Consider the following 16,980-nt stretch of genomic DNA (forward strand, 5'->3'; position numbering starts at 1 on the left):
TCACTCAGGCGCGCAACCGTTCCTGCCGCAGCAGGTCGACCTCGGGCAGATCCAGCGGCGGCAGCGAGTCGACTCCCAGAGCGCGCATCAGGAGATGATCGGCGAGCTCGGGATTGCGGGCGAGCACGGGACCGTGCAGATAGGTGCCGATCACCGAACCCTGCACGGCACCTTCGAGCCCGTCGCCCACACCGTTGCCGACACCGCGGTCGACGCGGCCGAGCCCGGTGGCGTCGGATCCGAGAGTCGTTCCACCACGGTGGTTCTCGAATCCGGTCAGTGGTCGAGTGACGCCGGACAGCGTGGGGCGGATGACGATCTCGCCGATCGCGCGGGTCTGCTGCGGCGAGGTGGTCGCGTCGAGGATGCCCACACCGTCGACGCGTTCGCCCGAGGACGTCTCGTACCAGTGGCCGAGCACCTGGATCGCGGCGCAGATGGCCAGCACGGGCGCTCCACGTTCGGCGGCGCGCTGCAATCCCGGATAGCGCTGCAGGTGCCGTGTGGCCAGTCGCTGCGCGGCGTCCTCGGCGCCACCGAGGGTGTAGAGATCGAGAGACTCGGGGACGGGATCGTTCAGTCCGATCTCGACGATCTCGGCGTCGTGACCGCGCATCCGCAGGCGCTGGCGCAGCACCAGGGCATTGCCGCCGTCGCCGTAGGTGCCCATCACGTCGGGCAGGACGAGTCCGATGCGGACGGTCGACTCAGACATGGGCAGCTCTCCTGGCGATGGCAGTGTTGAGATCGCGGAACGCGGTGTAGTTGGCGAGCACCTCCACACGACCGGGAGGGCACGAGGCGATGGCCTTCAGCGGATCCGGTACCAGGGTGTGCTCGACACCCGCGTAGGTCAGGCGGACGGCGAGATCGGTGCCGCGTTCGCCCGCTGCCACCACCTGCACGCCTTCGAAGTGTTCGAAGCGCACGTCCCACAGCCACGACAGGTCCTCGCCGTCGGGCACCTGACCGTTGACGGCGATCACCAGGCCGTCGACGGTCGGGTCGATCATCGACAGGGCCTCCTGCCAGCCGGCGGGGTTCTTCGCGAGCAGCATGTGTACCGAGTGCGGCCCGACCTGCACGGTCTTGTAGCGACCGGCGACCTCTTCGACGACCGAGGCGGCCGCGACGGCCTTCGCCGGATCGGCGCCGAGGGCAACGGCGGCCGCGACCGCCTGGGCGGCGTTGCCCCGGTTGGCGCGACCGGGCAGGGTCAGCTTCAGCGGGAGGACGAGGCCGTCCGGCCCGTACAGGCTCTCGTCGTCGACCCACCAGTCCGGTGTCGGCCGCGCGAAGTCGGAGCCCGTGCTGTACCAGTGGTCGCCCTCGCGGACGATGGGCTCGCCCGTGCGCGGGCAGCTCACCGAGTCGTTGGCCCAACCGGCGCCGGCGGCGACCCACACGACGTTCGGGTTGTCGTAGGCGGCGGACGTGACGAGCACGTCGTCGCAGTTCGCGACGATCACCGCGTCGGGATGCCGCTTCAGGCCCTCGCGCAGCTTCCGCTCGATCATGTTGATCTCGCCGACCCGGTCGAGCTGGTCGCGGGTGAGGTTGAGCAGCACGATCGCGCGGGGCGCGAGGGCGTCGGCGACATGCGGGGTATGGAGTTCGTCGACCTCGATCGCGGCGAGCGGCGCCCGGAGGTCGGTGGCGAGCGCGGCGACGATCCCGGCGTCCATGTTCGCGCCGTCGGCCTGGGTGACGACCGCATCGATGGTCTCGAGCGCGGCTGCGGTCATGCGGGTCGTCGTGGACTTGCCGTTCGTCCCGGTGACGAGCACGGTCTGCCGGCCGTGGCCGAGCTGCTTCATCAGTGCCGGGTCGATCTTCAGGGCGACGAGCCCTCCGATCATCGAGCCCTTACCGCGTCCGGCCTTCTGGGACGCCCACGCGGCGGCTCGGGCTGCGCGCAGTGCGAGCCGTCCACGTGCGGTGATTCCTGTGCTGGTTCCCACGTCGGCGAGTGTTCCACAGGCGTGGGAGCGTTGTGTCGCCGGAGGAGCGTCCTGCTCGTCACACTGCGGTGTCCGCCCTGGGCGGCGAGGGCTCCGACGATGACGATCACACCGCCGATCAGGGAGGACGGTGCCGGGCGCTCGCCGAGCGTGATCCACGCGACGGTGAACCCGACGACCGGCACCATGAGGGAGAGCGGAGCGACGGTCCCGGCGGGATAGCGCGACAGCAGCGAGGCGTAGATGCCGGTGCCGGCGATCGTGCCCGCCAGGACGACGTAGGTGAGTCCGGCCAGCGCCAGGCCTCCGTCCACGGTGGTGACGGCGCTGCCGAGGGTGGACCAGGCCTGCGGGCCCTCGACGAACCAGGAGATCCCGAAGAAGGGGAGCACGGGCACGACGCACATCCACAGCATCAGGCGCATGGGGTCGGAGGCGCCCGCCTTGCGGGTCGCGATGTTGCCGACCGCCCACGACAGACCGGCCAGCAACGCGAGGGTCATGGGGAGCAGGCTCGCGTCCGCGGCGCCTTGCCCCACGGCGACGATCACCATGCCGGACACGGCGACGACGAGACCGGCGAGGCGGATTCCGTCGAGCCGTTCGCGCAGGAACAGTGCGGCGAGCAGGACGGTGAAGGGCGCGGACGACTGCAGTACAAGGGACGCGAGGCCCGTGGGTAGACCGGCCTCCATCGCCCAGAACAGGAAGGCGAACTGGGCGAAGCCGAACCCGGCGCCGTAGAGCAGGAGCCAACGCAGGGGAACGGCGGGTCGCGGGACGAACAGCAGGACCGGGACGGCGATGATCGCGAAGCGCAGGCCGGCGAAGAAGAACGGCGGGAAGTGGTCGAGACCCAGTCTGATCGCGAGGAAGTTGCATCCCCAGAGCACCACGACGGTGAGTGCGAGCAGACGGTCCCGGAACGACATGCCGTCAATTCTTTGCTCAGGAAACAATCAGGACAAGCGAATGTTTCTGAAGAAAATGTGTAGCTTTACTACATGGATGTCGTGCGATTGCGGATACTGCGCGAACTCGCCGACCGCGGAACCGTGGCCGCGACCGCCGCAGCGTTGTCGATGACACCGTCGGCCGTCTCACAGCAGCTCAAGGTGCTCGCCCGGGAGGCGGGAGTGCCCCTGCTCGAACCCGACGGCCGGCGTCTGCGGTTCACCGATGCGGGTCGTGCGCTCGTGGTGCGCGCCGACGAGGTGCTCGACGCCCTCGATCGGGCCGCCGACGAGATGACCGCCTATGCGCGGTCGCCCCGCGGACGGGTGCGCGTGGCGTCGTTCCCCTCCGGAGCGGCGCTCCTGCTGCCGGCCGTGCTCGAGGCGGCCGGGGCGATCGGCGTCGAGTTGGACGTGAGCGACGAGGACGTCCCGGCCTCGGCCGCACCCGCCCTGCTCGCCGACTACGACGTGGTGCTCACCCACCGCGACGAGCGTTCGGCGCCGCTGTCCGGCCCACGTGTCCACGTCGAGACGCTCATGCGCGAACCGATCGATGTCGTCCTCCCTCCCGGGCACCGGCTCGCGGCGCAGGACCGCGTGCAGGTCGACGAACTGGTGGGGGAGGGCTGGATCAGCGTGCGGGGTGGCTTCCCCGTCGACGACGTGTTGCTCTCCGTCGCGGCGGTGACGGGCATCCGAGCGCGGGTTGTGCACCGCATCAACGACTTCCGTGTCATCGAGGAACTTGTCGCGGCGGGGCACGGGGTGGCCCTGTTGCCGCGGTATTCGGTTCTGCATCCGGCATTGGTGCGTCTGCCGCTGGCCGGTGTGCGTGCGGCGCGGATCTACGAGCTCGTCACCCGCCCGGGGGCGGCGCGCCGGCCCGCCGTGGGTGCAGTGCTCGACAGCTTCCGGGCCGCGGCGGCACGGAAGCTGTCGATGTGAACGAACGGGTCATCGCGCGGGATCAGGCGAGTGCCTTGGCCTTCAGTGCGTCGAACTCGGTCTGGTCGATGACACCCTCGTCGAGCAGCTTCTTCGCGTCGGCGATGTGCTCGGCGGGCGACTTGCCGGCGACCGAGCGGATGTAGTCGTCCTGCACGGCCTTGTACTGCGCGGCCTCCTTCGCGGACCGCTCGGCCATTCCGGTGCCGTGGACGATCAGATAGATCAGGCCCGTCAGCCACGGGAAGACGAACAGGAAGACGATCCAGATCGCTTTGACCCAGCCGGACTGTTCGCGGTTGCGGAACAGATCGCCGATGATCATCCACAGCATGATCAGGTACGCGATGAATGCGAAGCAGACGACGATGTACCAGATGATGTCCATGAATTCCATACGCACACTCCGGGTTCGAGCAGAACGACTCTGCGGGACGAGAATTGCGGAATTCGACGGATATCACCCGTGAACGGGTTCGTTCTCGTCGAACATTCGGAACTGTATCTTTCCGGAGAGTGCGGTAATTGCCCGAAACGGTATTTGCGAGATGAATTGTCGGGGTGAAAATTCCCGAAAACGACGAATGCGGTGGACCCTGATGGGCCCACCGCATCCGGTTCGGAGACGGATCAGCGGTGCGAGCGGTTCACCGCGGAGACCATCGCGCGCAGCGACGCCGTGGTGATCGACGGGGCGATGCCCACGCCCCACACCAGGACGGTCGTGCCGTCGGGACGCGTGACGTCGGCCTCGACGTAGGCCGCGGCGTTGGCGTCGTCGCCGGCGGACATGGCGTGCTCGGCGTAACCGCGGACGGCCACCTGGTAACCCAGCGACTCGAGGGCGTCGACGAAGGCCGCCAGCGGGCCGTTGCCGCTGCCGGAGATCTCCTTCTCCACGCCGTCGACCTTCAGCACGGCGGAGATGGTGTCCTCACCGTCGTCGGTCTCGGCCGCGGTGACCTTCTGCCGGATACGCTCGAGCGGCGAGACCGGGGCCAGGTACTCCTCGTGGAAGATGTCCCACATCTCCTTGGGGCTGACCTCGCCACCCTCACCGTCGGTGACCTTCTGCACGGCCTGCGAGAACTCGATCTGCAGGCGACGCGGCAGGTTCAGGCCGTGGTCGTGCTTCATGATGTACGCGATGCCGCCCTTGCCGGATTGCGAGTTCACGCGGATCACGGCCTCGTAGGTGCGGCCGACGTCCTTCGGGTCGATCGGCAGGTAGGGCACGGCCCAGGTGTGGTCGTCGACGTCGACACCGGCGGCCTCCGCGTCGACCTTCATCGCGTCGATGCCCTTGTTGATCGCGTCCTGGTGGCTGCCGGAGAAGGCGGTGTAGACCAGGTCGCCACCGTAAGGATGGCGCTCGTGGACGGGCAGCTGGTTGCAGTACTCGACCGTGCGGCGGATCTCGTCGATGTTCGAGAAGTCGATCTGCGGGTCGACACCACGGCTGAACATGTTCATGCCCAGGGTCACCAGGCAGACGTTGCCGGTGCGCTCACCGTTGCCGAACAGGCAGCCCTCGATGCGGTCGGCACCGGCCTGGTAGCCCAGCTCGGCAGCGGCGACGCCCGTGCCGCGGTCGTTGTGCGGGTGCAGCGACAGGATGATCGAGTCGCGCTTCGCCAGATTGCGGTGCATCCACTCGATCGAGTCGGCGTAGACGTTGGGGGTGGCCATCTCGACCGTGGCCGGCAGGTTGATGATCACCGGGTTCTCGGGGGTCGCGCCCAGGGTCTCGACGACCGCGTCGCAGACATCCTTGGCGTACGACAGCTCGGTTCCGGTGTACGACTCGGGGGAGTACTCCCAGCGCCAGTTGGTGTCGGGGTGGTTCTTCGCCTCTTCGAGCACCAGCTCGGCGGCGTCGGTCGCGATCTTCTTGACGGTCTCCTTGTCGGCGCGGAACACCACGCGACGCTGCAGGATCGACGTCGAGTTGTAGAAGTGCACGATCACGTTCTGCGCCCCGGCGCACGCCTCGAAGGTGCGCTTGATCAGCTCGGGGCGGGACTGCGTCAGCACCTGGATGGTGACATCGTCGGGAATCGCGCCGTCCTCGATGATCTCGCGGACGAAATCGAAATCGGTCTGGCTCGCGGACGGGAAACCGACCTCGATCTCCTTGTAACCCATGCGTACGAGCAGATCGAACATGCGCCGCTTACGGGCGGGGCTCATCGGGTCGATCAGCGCCTGGTTGCCGTCGCGCAGGTCCACGGCGCACCACGCCGGGGCGCGATCGATGATCTTGTCGGGCCAGGTGCGGTCGGGCAGCGAGATCGACTCGACTTCCTCGGCGAACGGCCGGTACCGATAGGTCGGCATCGACGAGTTCTTCTGCTTGTTCCACGACGGCTGGTCGGCCGGGGCCGGCTTGCTCGGCGGGGTGATGGTGCGCGAGCCGGAGGTGAAAGCGTCGGCGGGTGACATGACGTAACTCCAAAGAGAAAAGGGGACCTGTGGGCCCAGATCGAATATCGACCGGCGCGTCGAAACCCCGCGACGGGAAGCCGGTCTGGTCAGATCCCGCCGCGGCGGCCGAGGAGAAGCACGCGCTGCATGCCCTGCAGTGTATCGCGCCATACCCCACCTCGACCAAGTGGCACCTCCCACACGCATGCGTTCCGTGTGACCGGGCAGCGGTGATGTCGTGACCCGATCGATACGAACGCGCCTGACAGAGCGGTACTTGCGCCCCTAGCGTTACCGAACGTAACTCCCGCAACATCAGTAACACCGGTATCTCCGGTAACACGATGGGTGAAGGGCGTATCGATGGGATCGTTGCGCACGGCGATTGCCGGATCGTGCAGTGCACTGCTCGCACTCGGACTCATGGCGGTCTCCGCCCCCGCCGCGCACGGCGAACCCTGCGACTCGGGACTCCCCGGCTCGGGTTCGGGCTCCGGATCCTTCGGCACGGGATCATCAGGACCGCGGCTCGGAAGCAGCGGATCGGGGAGTGGAGGACTCGCACCCGAAGGCCCGCAGGGACCGCTACCGGCACTCGGCCCGGGCCCCACCAGCACCGTCGCCTGGGTGACCGGCCCGCGCAGCCCCAACAGGACCTACGACAGGTTCTCCATCTCGGGAACCGACCTCGGCATCATGTGGGACAACGGTGCGCAGGGCGAGGACCGTCAGGTCCTCATGGCCTTCGGCGACACCTTCGGCGACTGCTCGCTGCCCGACCAGCAGTGGCGCCACAACGTCCTCATGCGCACCACCGACGCCGATCTCTCCGACGGCATCGACGTGCCCGATCCGGTGCCCGGCGACCCACGTGCGGGTTCCCCCGTCCTGCCCTCCGCGCCCGACATCTCCCGCGAACTCGTGGGCAGCCTCGCACTCGACGGCGTCGAGATCACCGTGATCCCCACGGCCGGCATCGCCGTCGACGGCGTTCAATACGTCAACTTCATGTCGGTGCGGTCGTGGGGCGACCACGGCGAGTGGTGGACCAACGCGTCGATGATCGCGACCTCGACCGACAACGGGGAGACCTGGCAGCTCGACCCGGCGACGGCGCGGATCAACCTGCCGCTCGACGTGCCCACGGTGCAGCAGTTGTCCACCGGGAACGAGAACTTCCAGCAGCACGCCTACATCCGCCACGAGGGATACGTCTACGACTTCGGCACACCGCAGGGCCGGTTCGGCGCGGCCTTCGTCTCGCGCGTTCCCGAGACCGCTCTGCTGGATCTGGCCGCCTACGAGTACTGGAGCGGCGACGGCTGGGTGCCCGGCGACGCCGCCGCGGCCACCCCGGTCGTGCCACCCGCCGTCGGGGAGATGTCGGTGCAGTTCCTGGGCGGCGAGTTCGTCATGCTCTACGGCAACGAGGCGAACGGCACGATCGAGATGAGGACGTCCGTGAGACCCGAGGGGCCGTGGAGCGAGGCCCGCGTGCTGGTCACCCACCGTCAGATCGGTGGTCTCTACGCTCCGTTCATCCACCCGTGGTCCACGGATACGGACCTCTACTTCACCGCCTCACGGTGGGGCGACTACAACGTCATGCTGTTGCGCACGACACTTTCCTGAGACGCCCCGGGTCGATGGAAGCCGCGGTCGGTAAGCTGGGCCACTGGACTTGTTCCCGAAACCCGGAGGTTGGCCAGCGTGGCACTCGTCGTCCAGAAGTACGGAGGATCCTCGGTCTCGACGGCCGAGCGGATCCGGCGCGTCGCTGAAAGGATCGTCGAGACCAAGAAGGCGGGCAACGACGTCGTGGTCGTCGTCTCGGCCATGGGAGACACGACCGACGAACTCCTCGATCTCGCACAGCAGGTGTGTCCGGCCCCGCCGGCCCGCGAGATGGACATGCTCCTCACCTCCGGTGAGCGCATCTCCAACTCCCTCGTCGCGATGGCGATCCACTCGCTCGGCGCCGAGGCCCGGTCGTTCACCGGTTCCCAGGCCGGCGTGATCACCACGGGCAGCCACGGCAAGGCGAAGATCATCGACGTCACCCCCGGCCGCGTGCGCACCGCCCTCGACGAGGGCAGCATCGTGCTGGTCGCCGGCTTCCAGGGTGTGAGCCAGGACAGCAAGGACATCACGACTCTCGGTCGTGGCGGTTCGGACACGACCGCCGTCGCACTCGCCGCCGCGCTGAACGCGGACGTCTGCGAGATCTACACCGACGTCGACGGCGTGTTCTCCGCGGACCCGCGCATCGTCAAGGACGCGCAGCGCCTCGAGAAGGTCTCCTTCGAGGAGATGCTCGAGCTCGCCGCGTGCGGCGCGAAGGTTCTCATGCTGCGGTGCGTGGAGTACGCCCGCCGCTACAACGTGCCCGTGCACGTTCGTTCGTCGTACACCACCAAGCCCGGCACCATCGTGTCCGGATCGATGGAGGACATCCCTGTGGAAGAGGCCCTGATCACCGGCGTTGCGCACGATCGCAGCGAAGCGAAGATCACCGTCGTCGGTATCCCCGACACCCCCGGTTACGCCGCCAAGGTGTTCCGCGCCGTCGCCGACGCCGAGATCAACATCGACATGGTGCTGCAGAACATCTCGAAGGTCGAGACCGGCAAGACCGACATCACCTTCACCTGCCCGAAGAGCGACGGCCCGCGCGCGGTCGAACTCCTCACCAAGCAGCAGGGCGACATCGGCTTCACTCAGGTCCTCTTCGACGACCACATCGGCAAGGTCTCCCTCGTCGGTGCCGGCATGAAGAGCCACCCCGGCGTCACGGCCAAGTTCTGCGAGGCCCTCGCCGACGCCGGCATCAACATCGACCTGATCTCGACGTCGGAGATCCGCATCTCCGTGCTCGTGGATGACAACGAACTCGACGACGCCGTGCGCGCTCTGCACGCGGCATTCGAGCTCGGCGGCGACGAAGAGGCCGTCGTGCACGCAGGAACGGGGCGGTAATCGTGACCACCATTGCAGTCGTAGGCGCCACGGGGCAGGTCGGTATCGTCATGCGCACCCTCCTCGAGGAGCGCAACTTCCCGGCCGACACGGTTCGGTTCTTCGCGTCGGCCCGCTCGGCCGGTAAGAAGCTGCCGTTCCGCGGTGAGGAGATCGTGGTCGAGGACGTCGCGGCGACCTCCGACGAGGATCTGAAGGGCATCGACATCGCGCTGTTCTCGGCCGGTGGCACTCTCTCCAAGGAGCAGGCTCCGCGCTTCGCGGCCGCCGGGGCGATCGTCGTCGACAACTCGTCGGCGTGGCGCAAGGATCCCGAGGTCCCGCTCGTCGTGAGCGAGGTCAATCCGGAGCAGGTGAAGAACCCGCCGAAGGGCATCATCGCCAACCCGAACTGCACCACGATGGCCGCGATGCCGGTGCTCAAGGCGCTGCACGACGAGGCAGGGCTCCAGCGCCTGATCGTGTCGAGCTACCAGGCGGTCTCCGGTAGCGGCCTGGCGGGCGTCGAGGAACTCGTCGGCCAGGTGCGTGCCGTCGCCGACGAGGCCGACAAGCTCGTCCACGCGGGCGACGCCGTCGACTTCCCGGCCCCGAACAAGTACGTCGCGCCCATCGCGTTCAACGTCGTGCCGCTCGCCGGCTCGATCGTCGACGACGGAACGGGTGAGACCGACGAGGACCAGAAGCTGCGCAACGAGTCGCGCAAGATCCTCGGCCTGCCGGACCTGCTCGTGTCGGGCACGTGCGTGCGCGTTCCCGTCGTGACCGGCCACTCGCTGTCGATCAACGCCGAGTTCGAGCGGCCGCTGTCGGTCGAGCGTGCGCAGGAGCTGCTCGCGAACGCTCCGGGCGTCCGCCTCGTCGACGTGCCGACCCCGCTCGCCGCAGCAGGCGACGACGTCTCGCTCGTGGGCCGCATCCGCCAGGATCCGGGTGCTCCGGAGGGTCGCGGTCTCGCGCTCTTCGTCTCGGGCGACAACCTGCGCAAGGGCGCTGCTCTCAACACCATCCAGATCGCGGAGCTGCTCGTCTAAGGCTCTTCGGACCTGCTCGGCGGAGCGGGTGGACCTCTTCGGGTCCACCCGCTCCGTCGCGTTTCGGGCCTGATCCGGTAGGCCCGAAATATTTACAAGCAGTCTGGACTGTTTGTTGTTTTCCCGTTACGCTGCGAAGCGTGATCCAGGACACTGCGCCGAACGGTGGTCGCACCCAGGCGCAACGCACAGCCGCGACGCGAGCCAAGCTGCTCGACGCCGCGGTCGACTCGCTCGTCGAGCACGGCTATTCGGGAACCAGCACGCAGGGCATCGCCAAACGTGCCGGAGTCTCGCGAGGTGCCCAACTCCACCACTTCCCGACGAAGGAGAGCCTCGTCGTCGCGGCGGTCGAGCACCTCGTCGACAAGCGGCTGCAGGAGATCCTCGAGACACGACCCGACCCGGAGCACGGCTTCGAAGCGCTCATGGACGCCTTCTCCGGCCCGCTCTTCGCCGCAGCGCTCGAACTGTGGGTCGCGGCGCGGACCGATTCGTCCCTGCACGAGGCGATGATCCCGCTCGAACGCAAGGTGTCGGACGCGCTCCGCACGGGTTGCCTGGAGATCATGGGCGACAGGGTCTCGCCCGAGCACATCGACCTCAGCATCGAAATCGCCCGGGGCTTCGCCGTCTCGGCCCTGATGCGTACCCCCGAATCCGATCGAGAATTCCGGGAGCGCCTGCTCCCGGTCTGGAAGGCGCTGGTGATGAAATGAGTCTCGCACTGCTTCCCGATCACGTGCACACGCTCGTCGTCGGCGCGGGCTTCGGCGGCATCGGTATGACTGCAACACTGTTGCGCGAGAACCCCGACGCCGACGTCCTCGTCCTCGAGCGCGGTGACGACGTCGGCGGAACCTGGCGCGTGAACACCTATCCCGGTGCCGCATGCGATGTTCCGAGCGCGCTGTACTCGTTCTCCTTCGCGCCAGAACCCGATTGGTCGCGAGCGCACGGCACCCAGGAGGAGATCTACGCGTACCTTCGCCGTGTGGCACGTGAGCAGGGCGTGACCGACCGGACGATGTTCGGATGCGAACTGCGCGAGGCCCAGTGGGACGCCGAGCGTGCCGTGTGGCGGATCTCCACCTCCCGCGGCGACCTGACCGCCGACGTGCTCGTCGCCGCGACCGGCGCCCTCTCCACACCCACATACCCGAAGGTTCCCGGCCTGGAGTTGTTCCGCGGCAAGAAGTTCCACTCGGCCGAATGGGATCACGACCATGACCTCACGGGTGAGCGTGTCGCCGTCATCGGTACCGGAGCGTCTGCCATCCAGTTCGTGCCGGCGATCGTCGACCGCGTCGAACATCTCACGCTGTTCCAGCGCACCGCCTCCTGGGTGATGCCCAAGCACGACCACGTCATCGCGCGGTCGGTCCGCACGCTCTACCGGCGCTTCCCCGTGGCCCAGAAGCTCATGCGCGGATTCGTGTACGGACAGAAGGAGATCTACGTCGTCGGCATGACGAAGTCCTTCGCCCGCAAGTACTTCTTGCCGCTGTTCGAGGTCCGGGCTCGCCGGGTGCTGCGCAAGAGCGTGCGCGATCCCGAACTGCGCAAGCGCCTGACCCCCGATTTCGCGATCACCTGCAAGCGGATCCTGTTGTCCAACGACTGGTTCCCGGCCATCACCCGCCCGAAGGTGGACGTGGTGTCCTCCGGTCTGGCGGCGGTCACCGAGAACGGTGTCGTCGACGACAAGGGCACCGAGTATCCGGTCGACACCATCATCTTCGGTACCGGTTTCACGCCGACGGAACCGCCGGTCGCGCATCATATCCGCGGTGGCGACGGCCGCACCCTCGCCGAGACGTGGGACGGCAGCCCCTCGGCCTATCTCGGTATCACCGTGCCCGGCTTCCCCAACCTGTTCCTCATGTACGGCCCCAACACCAATCTCGGCCACAGCTCGATCGTGTACATGCTCGAATCGCAGGCCAACTACATCTCCGACGCGCTGCGCACGATGGAGCGTCGCGGAATCTCGGCCGTGGAGGTGCGCGACGACGCGGTGCGCCGCTACACCGCCGATCTCGACCCGGCGTTGAACAACACGGTCTGGAACCAGGGTGGTTGCAGCAGCTGGTACATCGACGAGAAGGGCCGCAACTCCGTGATGTGGCCGACCTTCACGTGGCAGTACCGGGCGAGGACCAAGCAGTTCGACCCGGAGAGCTACACCGAGTACCGCGCGACGGCAGGAGCGAGCGCATGACCCATTACGACGTCCTCGTCATCGGATCCGGATTCGGCGGCAGCGTGGCAGCACTGCGCGCCACGGAGAAGGGATACAAGGTAGGAGTTCTCGAGGCCGGGCGGCGCTTCGAGGACGACGAGCTGCCCGAGACGAGCTGGCGGCTGCGCAAGTACCTGTGGGCTCCGCAGCTGGGGTGCTACGGGGTGCAGCGCATGCACCTGCTGCCCAACGTGCTCGTCATGGCCGGAGCGGGTGTGGGTGGCGGGTCGCTGAACTACGCCAACACCCTGTACAAGCCGCCGACGCCCTTCTTCCGCGACCCGCAGTGGGGTCACATCACCGACTGGGAAGCGGAACTGACCCCGTACTACGACCAGGCGGCACGGATGCTCGGCGTCCGTCCCAATCCCAGCACCACGCCCGCGGACGAGGTGATGCGTCAGGTCGCCGACGAGATGGGTGTCGGCCACACCTACACGACCACCCCGGTCGGTGTGTTCTTCGACGAACCCGGTAAGACGGTGCCCGACCCGTTCTTCGGCGGAGCCGGCCCCGACCGCACCGGCTGCACCGAGTGCGGCAGCTGCATGACGGGTTGCCGTGTGGGAGCGAAGAACACGCTCGTCAAGAACTACCTCTACCTCGCGGAGAAGGCCGGCGCGCACATCCACGCCCTCACGACGGTGACCCGTGTGGTGCCCCGTGCCGGCGGCGGGTACGAGGTCCACACCCGCAGCACCGACGGCATCAGGAAGCGCCGCAAGATCTTCACGGCCGACCAGGTGGTGATCGCGGCCGGTACCTACGGCACGGCGCGCCTGCTGCTCGCGAGCCGCGAAACCGGCGACCTGCCGAACCTGTCGCCGGCTCTCGGCACCGTGGTGCGCACCAACTCCGAGGCGGTGCTCGCCGCGACCGCGCAGGACCGCGTCGTCGACTACACGCAGGGTGTGGCCATCACGTCGTCCTTCCACCCCGACGACCACACCCACATCGAACCGGTGCGGTACGGCAAGGGCAGCAACCTGATCGGCCTGCTGCAGGCGCTGCTCGTCGACGGTGGCACGCGGATGCCGCGACTGCTGAAGTTCTTCGGTGTCGCCGCGAAGAATCCCGCTGCCTTCCTCCGCTCCCTGTCGGTGCGGAACTGGTCGGAGCGCACGGTCATCGCTCTCGTGATGCAGACCGACGACAATTCGCTCGAGCTCGCGACCCGGCGCACGCCGATCGGCCGCGGCCTGACCAGCAAGCAGGGACCGGGCACCCCGCCGCCCGAGTGGATCCCGGTGGGCCACGAGGCGGTTCGCCGCGTCGCCGACAAGATCGACGGTGACGCCGGCGGTTCGATCGCCGATCTGTTCAACATCCCGATGACCGCGCACTTCCTCGGCGGATGCGCGATCGGCGATTCGCCGCGTACCGGCACCGTCGACCCGTACCTGCGGGTCTACGGACACGAGGGTCTGCACGTCGTCGACGGCTCCGCGGTGAGCGCCAACCTCGGCGTGAACCCGTCCCTCACGATCACCGCGCAGGCCGAACGTGCGCTGGCGCTGTGGCCGAACAAGGGGGAGAAGGACAACCGGCCCCCGCTGGGGTCGGCCTACGAACCCGTGCAGCCCGTGCAGCCCGTGCGACCGGCCGTGCCCGTCGAGGCTCCGGCGGCGCTGCGACTGCCCATCACCCCCGTTCGGAAGGAGAGCGCCCGTGCTCTGGACAGTGCCTGAGAGCGAGGACGAACGCACCGACTATCCGGTCTCGCCGCCACCACCCTGGCCGGCCGCCGTGCGGGCCACCCTGTGGTGGCATCGCAGTACCCCGGATGCCGCCCAGTACGGGCCGACCGGCGCGACCCTGCCCATCACGCTCGCGATGATGGTCGACTATCTCGACTCGCCGGTCGGGCCGTACCGCGAGGTGCTGGCCAGCCCGGTGCTGCGTCGCGGCCTGATCCCGGCGATGGCGGTGCCGTTCATCGCCGTCGACTCCGAGCCGTCGGTGCACGGTGGTCGCGAGCACTGGAAGCTGCCGAAGGTGCTCGCGAAGTTCGACGGCGACGTCCTCGGTGACTTCTCCGCGACCGGCGCCCGATGGAACGTGGCCACCTCGGCCGCGCCGAAGGGTCCGGAACTGCCGATCGCGGGTGGGCTTACCTTCGCCCAGCCGATCCCCGGTGGCGCCGTCGAACGTGCCACCGCCCGGTTGCGGGGGAAGTTCCGCTACGCGCGGGTGACCGTCGCGGCGGAGGGACCGACGCTGAGCCACTGGCTGCGCCCGGGCACCCACCACGGCATCGTCATCACCTCCGGGCGGATGTCCACGGGCGCGTCGCGAGTCGTGTCGCGCATGTAGGTCAGCGCCGCACCGATCCTTTTCTTGACTTATTCCAGAAAAGGGGCATACTTGGTGTCATGCAACAAGGACACGAGCATCACTTCGACCCCAAGGAGCAACTGCGCTCCGTGGGTCTGCGGGTGACCGCTCCCCGCGTTGCCGTACTGAGAACCGTTGCCGAGCATCCGCATTCCGATGCGGATGGAATCGCCGCCCACGTGCGCGACGAACTCGGCTCGGTGTCGACGCAGGCCGTGTACGACGTACTCAAGGCATGCGTGGGGAACGGGTTGCTCCGCCGGATCGAACCGGCCGGATCACCCGCGCGGTACGAAACCCGCATCGGCGACAACCACCACCACCTCGTGTGCCGCGCATGCGGCACGGTCGTCGACATCGATTGCGTCGTCGGGGCCGCACCCTGCCTGACGCCGTCCGACGACCACGGCTTCGTCATCGACGAAGCAGAGGTCACCTTCTGGGGCCTGTGCCCCGATTGTCGCGCCGACTAGCGCCCACTCGCTTCACCGGTGGTCCGGCCCCTCCGCGGGCCGAACCACCGGCTTCGTGTCCCGAGACCCGGAACACACGTATTCGGAGGTCATCATGACGAATGCCCGTTACACCACGAACAATGTCGGTATCCCCGTCGCCAGCGACAACGAGTCGCTGACCGCGGGTACCCAGGGACCGATCCTGCTCCACGACCACTACCTGGTCGAGAAGCTCGCACACTTCAACCGCGAGCGGGTGCCCGAGCGTGTCGTGCACGCCAAGGGCGCCGGCGCGTTCGGTGAGCTCGTCGTCACCGAGGACGTCTCCGCCTACACGAAGGCGAAGCTGTTCCAGCCGGGCGCGAAAACCGAGATGCTGGCACGCTTCTCGACGGTCGCCGGTGAGCAGGGCAGCCCCGACACCTGGCGCGACCCGCGCGGTTTCGCCCTGAAGTTCTACACCGAGGACGGGAACTACGACCTCGTCGGCAACAACACGCCGATCTTCTTCATCAAGGACCCGATCAAGTTCCCCGACTTCATCCACTCGCAGAAGCGTCTGCCCGGCTCCGGCCTGCGCGACCACACCATGCAGTGGGACTTCTGGACCCTGCGCCCCGAGACGGCACACCAGGTCACCTGGCTGATGGGTGACCGTGGCCTGCCGCGCACGTGGCGCCACATGGACGGCTTCGGTTCGCACACCTACCAGTGGATCAACGCCGACGGTGAGCGCTTCTGGGTGAAGTACCATTTCAAGACCGACCAGGGCATCGAGTTCCTCACCCAGGACGAGGCCGACCGCCTCGCCGGCTCGGATCCCGACTACCACCGCGCCGACCTCTACAAGGCGATCGAGCGCGGCGAGTTCCCGAGCTGGACGCTCCACGTGCAGATCATGCCGGTCGCGGAGGCGGAGAATTACCGGTTCAACCCGTTCGACCTGACCAAGGTGTGGTCGCAGAAGGACTACCCGTTGATCAAGGTCGGCACCATGACGCTGAACCGCAACCCGCGCAACTTCTTCGCGGAGATCGAGCAGGCCGCGTTCGCCCCGTCGAACGTCGTGCCGGGCATCGGTTTCTCGCCCGACAAGATGCTGCTCGGCCGCGTGTTCTCCTACGCCGACGCCCACCGCTACCGCATCGGCGTCAACCACGCCCAGCTGCCGGTGAACTCCGCGAAGGCCGCCCGTGTCGACTCCTACAGCAAGGAGGGCAACATGGCCTACACCTTCAACGATCCGCAGACCCCGGTCTACGCACCGAACAGCTTCGGCGGTCCGCACGCCGATCCCGAGCGGGCCGGTGACGAAGGTCTGTGGAACTTCGGAACCGAGGCCGTGCGTGCGGGATACGTGCAGCATCCCGAGGACGACGACTTCGGTCAGGCGGGCACCCTCGTCCGCGACGTGATGGACGACGCGGCACGCGAACGCCTCGTGAACAACATCGTCGGACACGTCCTCGGCGGTACCTCGGAGGCGCTCTACGAGCGGATCTTCGAGTACTGGCGCAATGTCGACGAGGAGCTCGGCAAGCGGGTCGAGGCGGGCGTGCGCGCCGGAGCCTGACCCGTCACCGGGGGAGATGGGGCGGGATCAGAGCAGTCCCCACCAGTAGATCAGGGCTGCCAGCGCCAGCACGATCAGCG

Annotated in this window: 15 protein-coding genes; 10 read left to right on the forward strand and 5 right to left on the reverse strand. The window is 67.7% G+C overall.

The features are described 5' to 3' along the window. Positions 1-4: 4 nt before the first annotated feature. Genes ACNJ7K_RS18175 through ACNJ7K_RS18185 form a run of 3 tightly spaced genes read right to left on the reverse strand, consistent with a single transcriptional unit; the run spans position 5 to position 2,893 of the window. Entirely contained in the window at positions 5-715 is a 711-nt protein-coding gene (locus ACNJ7K_RS18175) for a type 1 glutamine amidotransferase (protein WP_159416895.1), read from the reverse strand. After that, positions 708-1,961: a Mur ligase family protein gene (locus tag ACNJ7K_RS18180; RefSeq protein WP_159416894.1), complete on the reverse strand. Its 1,254-nt coding sequence runs from the start codon at positions 1,959-1,961 to the stop codon at positions 708-710. The genes ACNJ7K_RS18175 and ACNJ7K_RS18180 overlap by 8 nt, the downstream gene beginning before the upstream one ends. Further along, complete coding sequence (locus ACNJ7K_RS18185) at positions 1,856-2,893, reverse strand: EamA family transporter (protein ID WP_159416893.1); 1,038 nt, start codon at positions 2,891-2,893, stop codon at positions 1,856-1,858. The genes ACNJ7K_RS18180 and ACNJ7K_RS18185 overlap by 106 nt, the downstream gene beginning before the upstream one ends. Positions 2,894-2,965: 72 nt before the next feature. On the opposite strand from ACNJ7K_RS18185, the gene ACNJ7K_RS18190 reads away from it, so the two are divergent. Then, positions 2,966-3,862, forward strand: a complete 897-nt coding sequence (locus ACNJ7K_RS18190; protein ID WP_060653877.1) for a LysR family transcriptional regulator — start codon at positions 2,966-2,968, stop codon at positions 3,860-3,862. Positions 3,863-3,884: 22 nt separating this feature from the next. Here ACNJ7K_RS18190 and ACNJ7K_RS18195 read toward each other — a convergent pair whose 3' ends face one another. After that, on the reverse strand, positions 3,885-4,259 hold the full coding sequence (locus ACNJ7K_RS18195; protein ID WP_159416891.1) for an SHOCT domain-containing protein: 375 nt from the start codon (positions 4,257-4,259) through the stop codon (positions 3,885-3,887). Between the two features lie 233 nt (positions 4,260-4,492). Then, positions 4,493-6,304 (reverse strand): 2-isopropylmalate synthase, encoded by a 1,812-nt coding sequence (gene leuA / locus ACNJ7K_RS18200; RefSeq protein WP_120281202.1) that lies wholly within the window; start codon positions 6,302-6,304, stop codon positions 4,493-4,495. Between the two features lie 345 nt (positions 6,305-6,649). Between leuA and ACNJ7K_RS18205 the strand changes: the two genes are divergently transcribed. The 9 genes from ACNJ7K_RS18205 to ACNJ7K_RS18245 all read left to right on the forward strand — a co-directional run bounded on the left by ACNJ7K_RS18205 (position 6,650) and on the right by ACNJ7K_RS18245 (position 16,900). Then, entirely contained in the window at positions 6,650-7,918 is a 1,269-nt protein-coding gene (locus ACNJ7K_RS18205; protein ID WP_159416890.1) for a glycoside hydrolase family 183 protein, read from the forward strand. 78 nt (positions 7,919-7,996) lie between these two features. Further along, positions 7,997-9,262 carry an aspartate kinase gene (locus ACNJ7K_RS18210; RefSeq protein WP_120281204.1) on the forward strand — a complete coding sequence of 422 codons (1,266 nt, stop codon included), beginning with the start codon at positions 7,997-7,999 and terminating at the stop codon, positions 9,260-9,262. 2 nt (positions 9,263-9,264) lie between these two features. Next, positions 9,265-10,296 (forward strand): aspartate-semialdehyde dehydrogenase, encoded by a 1,032-nt coding sequence (locus ACNJ7K_RS18215; RefSeq protein WP_159416889.1) that lies wholly within the window; start codon positions 9,265-9,267, stop codon positions 10,294-10,296. A gap of 140 nt (positions 10,297-10,436) precedes the next feature. After that, on the forward strand, positions 10,437-11,015 hold the full coding sequence (locus tag ACNJ7K_RS18220; RefSeq protein WP_159416888.1) for a TetR/AcrR family transcriptional regulator: 579 nt from the start codon (positions 10,437-10,439) through the stop codon (positions 11,013-11,015). Next, positions 11,012-12,517 carry a flavin-containing monooxygenase gene (locus tag ACNJ7K_RS18225; protein ID WP_159416887.1) on the forward strand — a complete coding sequence of 502 codons (1,506 nt, stop codon included), beginning with the start codon at positions 11,012-11,014 and terminating at the stop codon, positions 12,515-12,517. Before ACNJ7K_RS18220 ends, ACNJ7K_RS18225 begins: the two co-directional genes overlap by 4 nt. Continuing rightward, positions 12,514-14,226 (forward strand): FAD-dependent oxidoreductase, encoded by a 1,713-nt coding sequence (locus ACNJ7K_RS18230; RefSeq protein WP_230792514.1) that lies wholly within the window; start codon positions 12,514-12,516, stop codon positions 14,224-14,226. The genes ACNJ7K_RS18225 and ACNJ7K_RS18230 overlap by 4 nt, the downstream gene beginning before the upstream one ends. Then, positions 14,219-14,851 carry an acetoacetate decarboxylase family protein gene (locus tag ACNJ7K_RS18235; protein ID WP_230792516.1) on the forward strand — a complete coding sequence of 211 codons (633 nt, stop codon included), beginning with the start codon at positions 14,219-14,221 and terminating at the stop codon, positions 14,849-14,851. The genes ACNJ7K_RS18230 and ACNJ7K_RS18235 overlap by 8 nt, the downstream gene beginning before the upstream one ends. 59 nt (positions 14,852-14,910) lie before the next feature. After that, entirely contained in the window at positions 14,911-15,345 is a 435-nt protein-coding gene (locus ACNJ7K_RS18240) for a Fur family transcriptional regulator (protein WP_024102806.1), read from the forward strand. A gap of 94 nt (positions 15,346-15,439) precedes the next feature. Next, on the forward strand, positions 15,440-16,900 hold the full coding sequence (locus tag ACNJ7K_RS18245; RefSeq protein ID WP_159416884.1) for a catalase: 1,461 nt from the start codon (positions 15,440-15,442) through the stop codon (positions 16,898-16,900). Positions 16,901-16,980: the final 80 nt, after the last annotated feature.

Origin of the sequence: Rhodococcus shunpengi, assembly GCF_048381395.1 — a bacterium.
Classification (GTDB): Bacteria; Actinomycetota; Actinomycetes; order Mycobacteriales; family Mycobacteriaceae; genus Rhodococcus.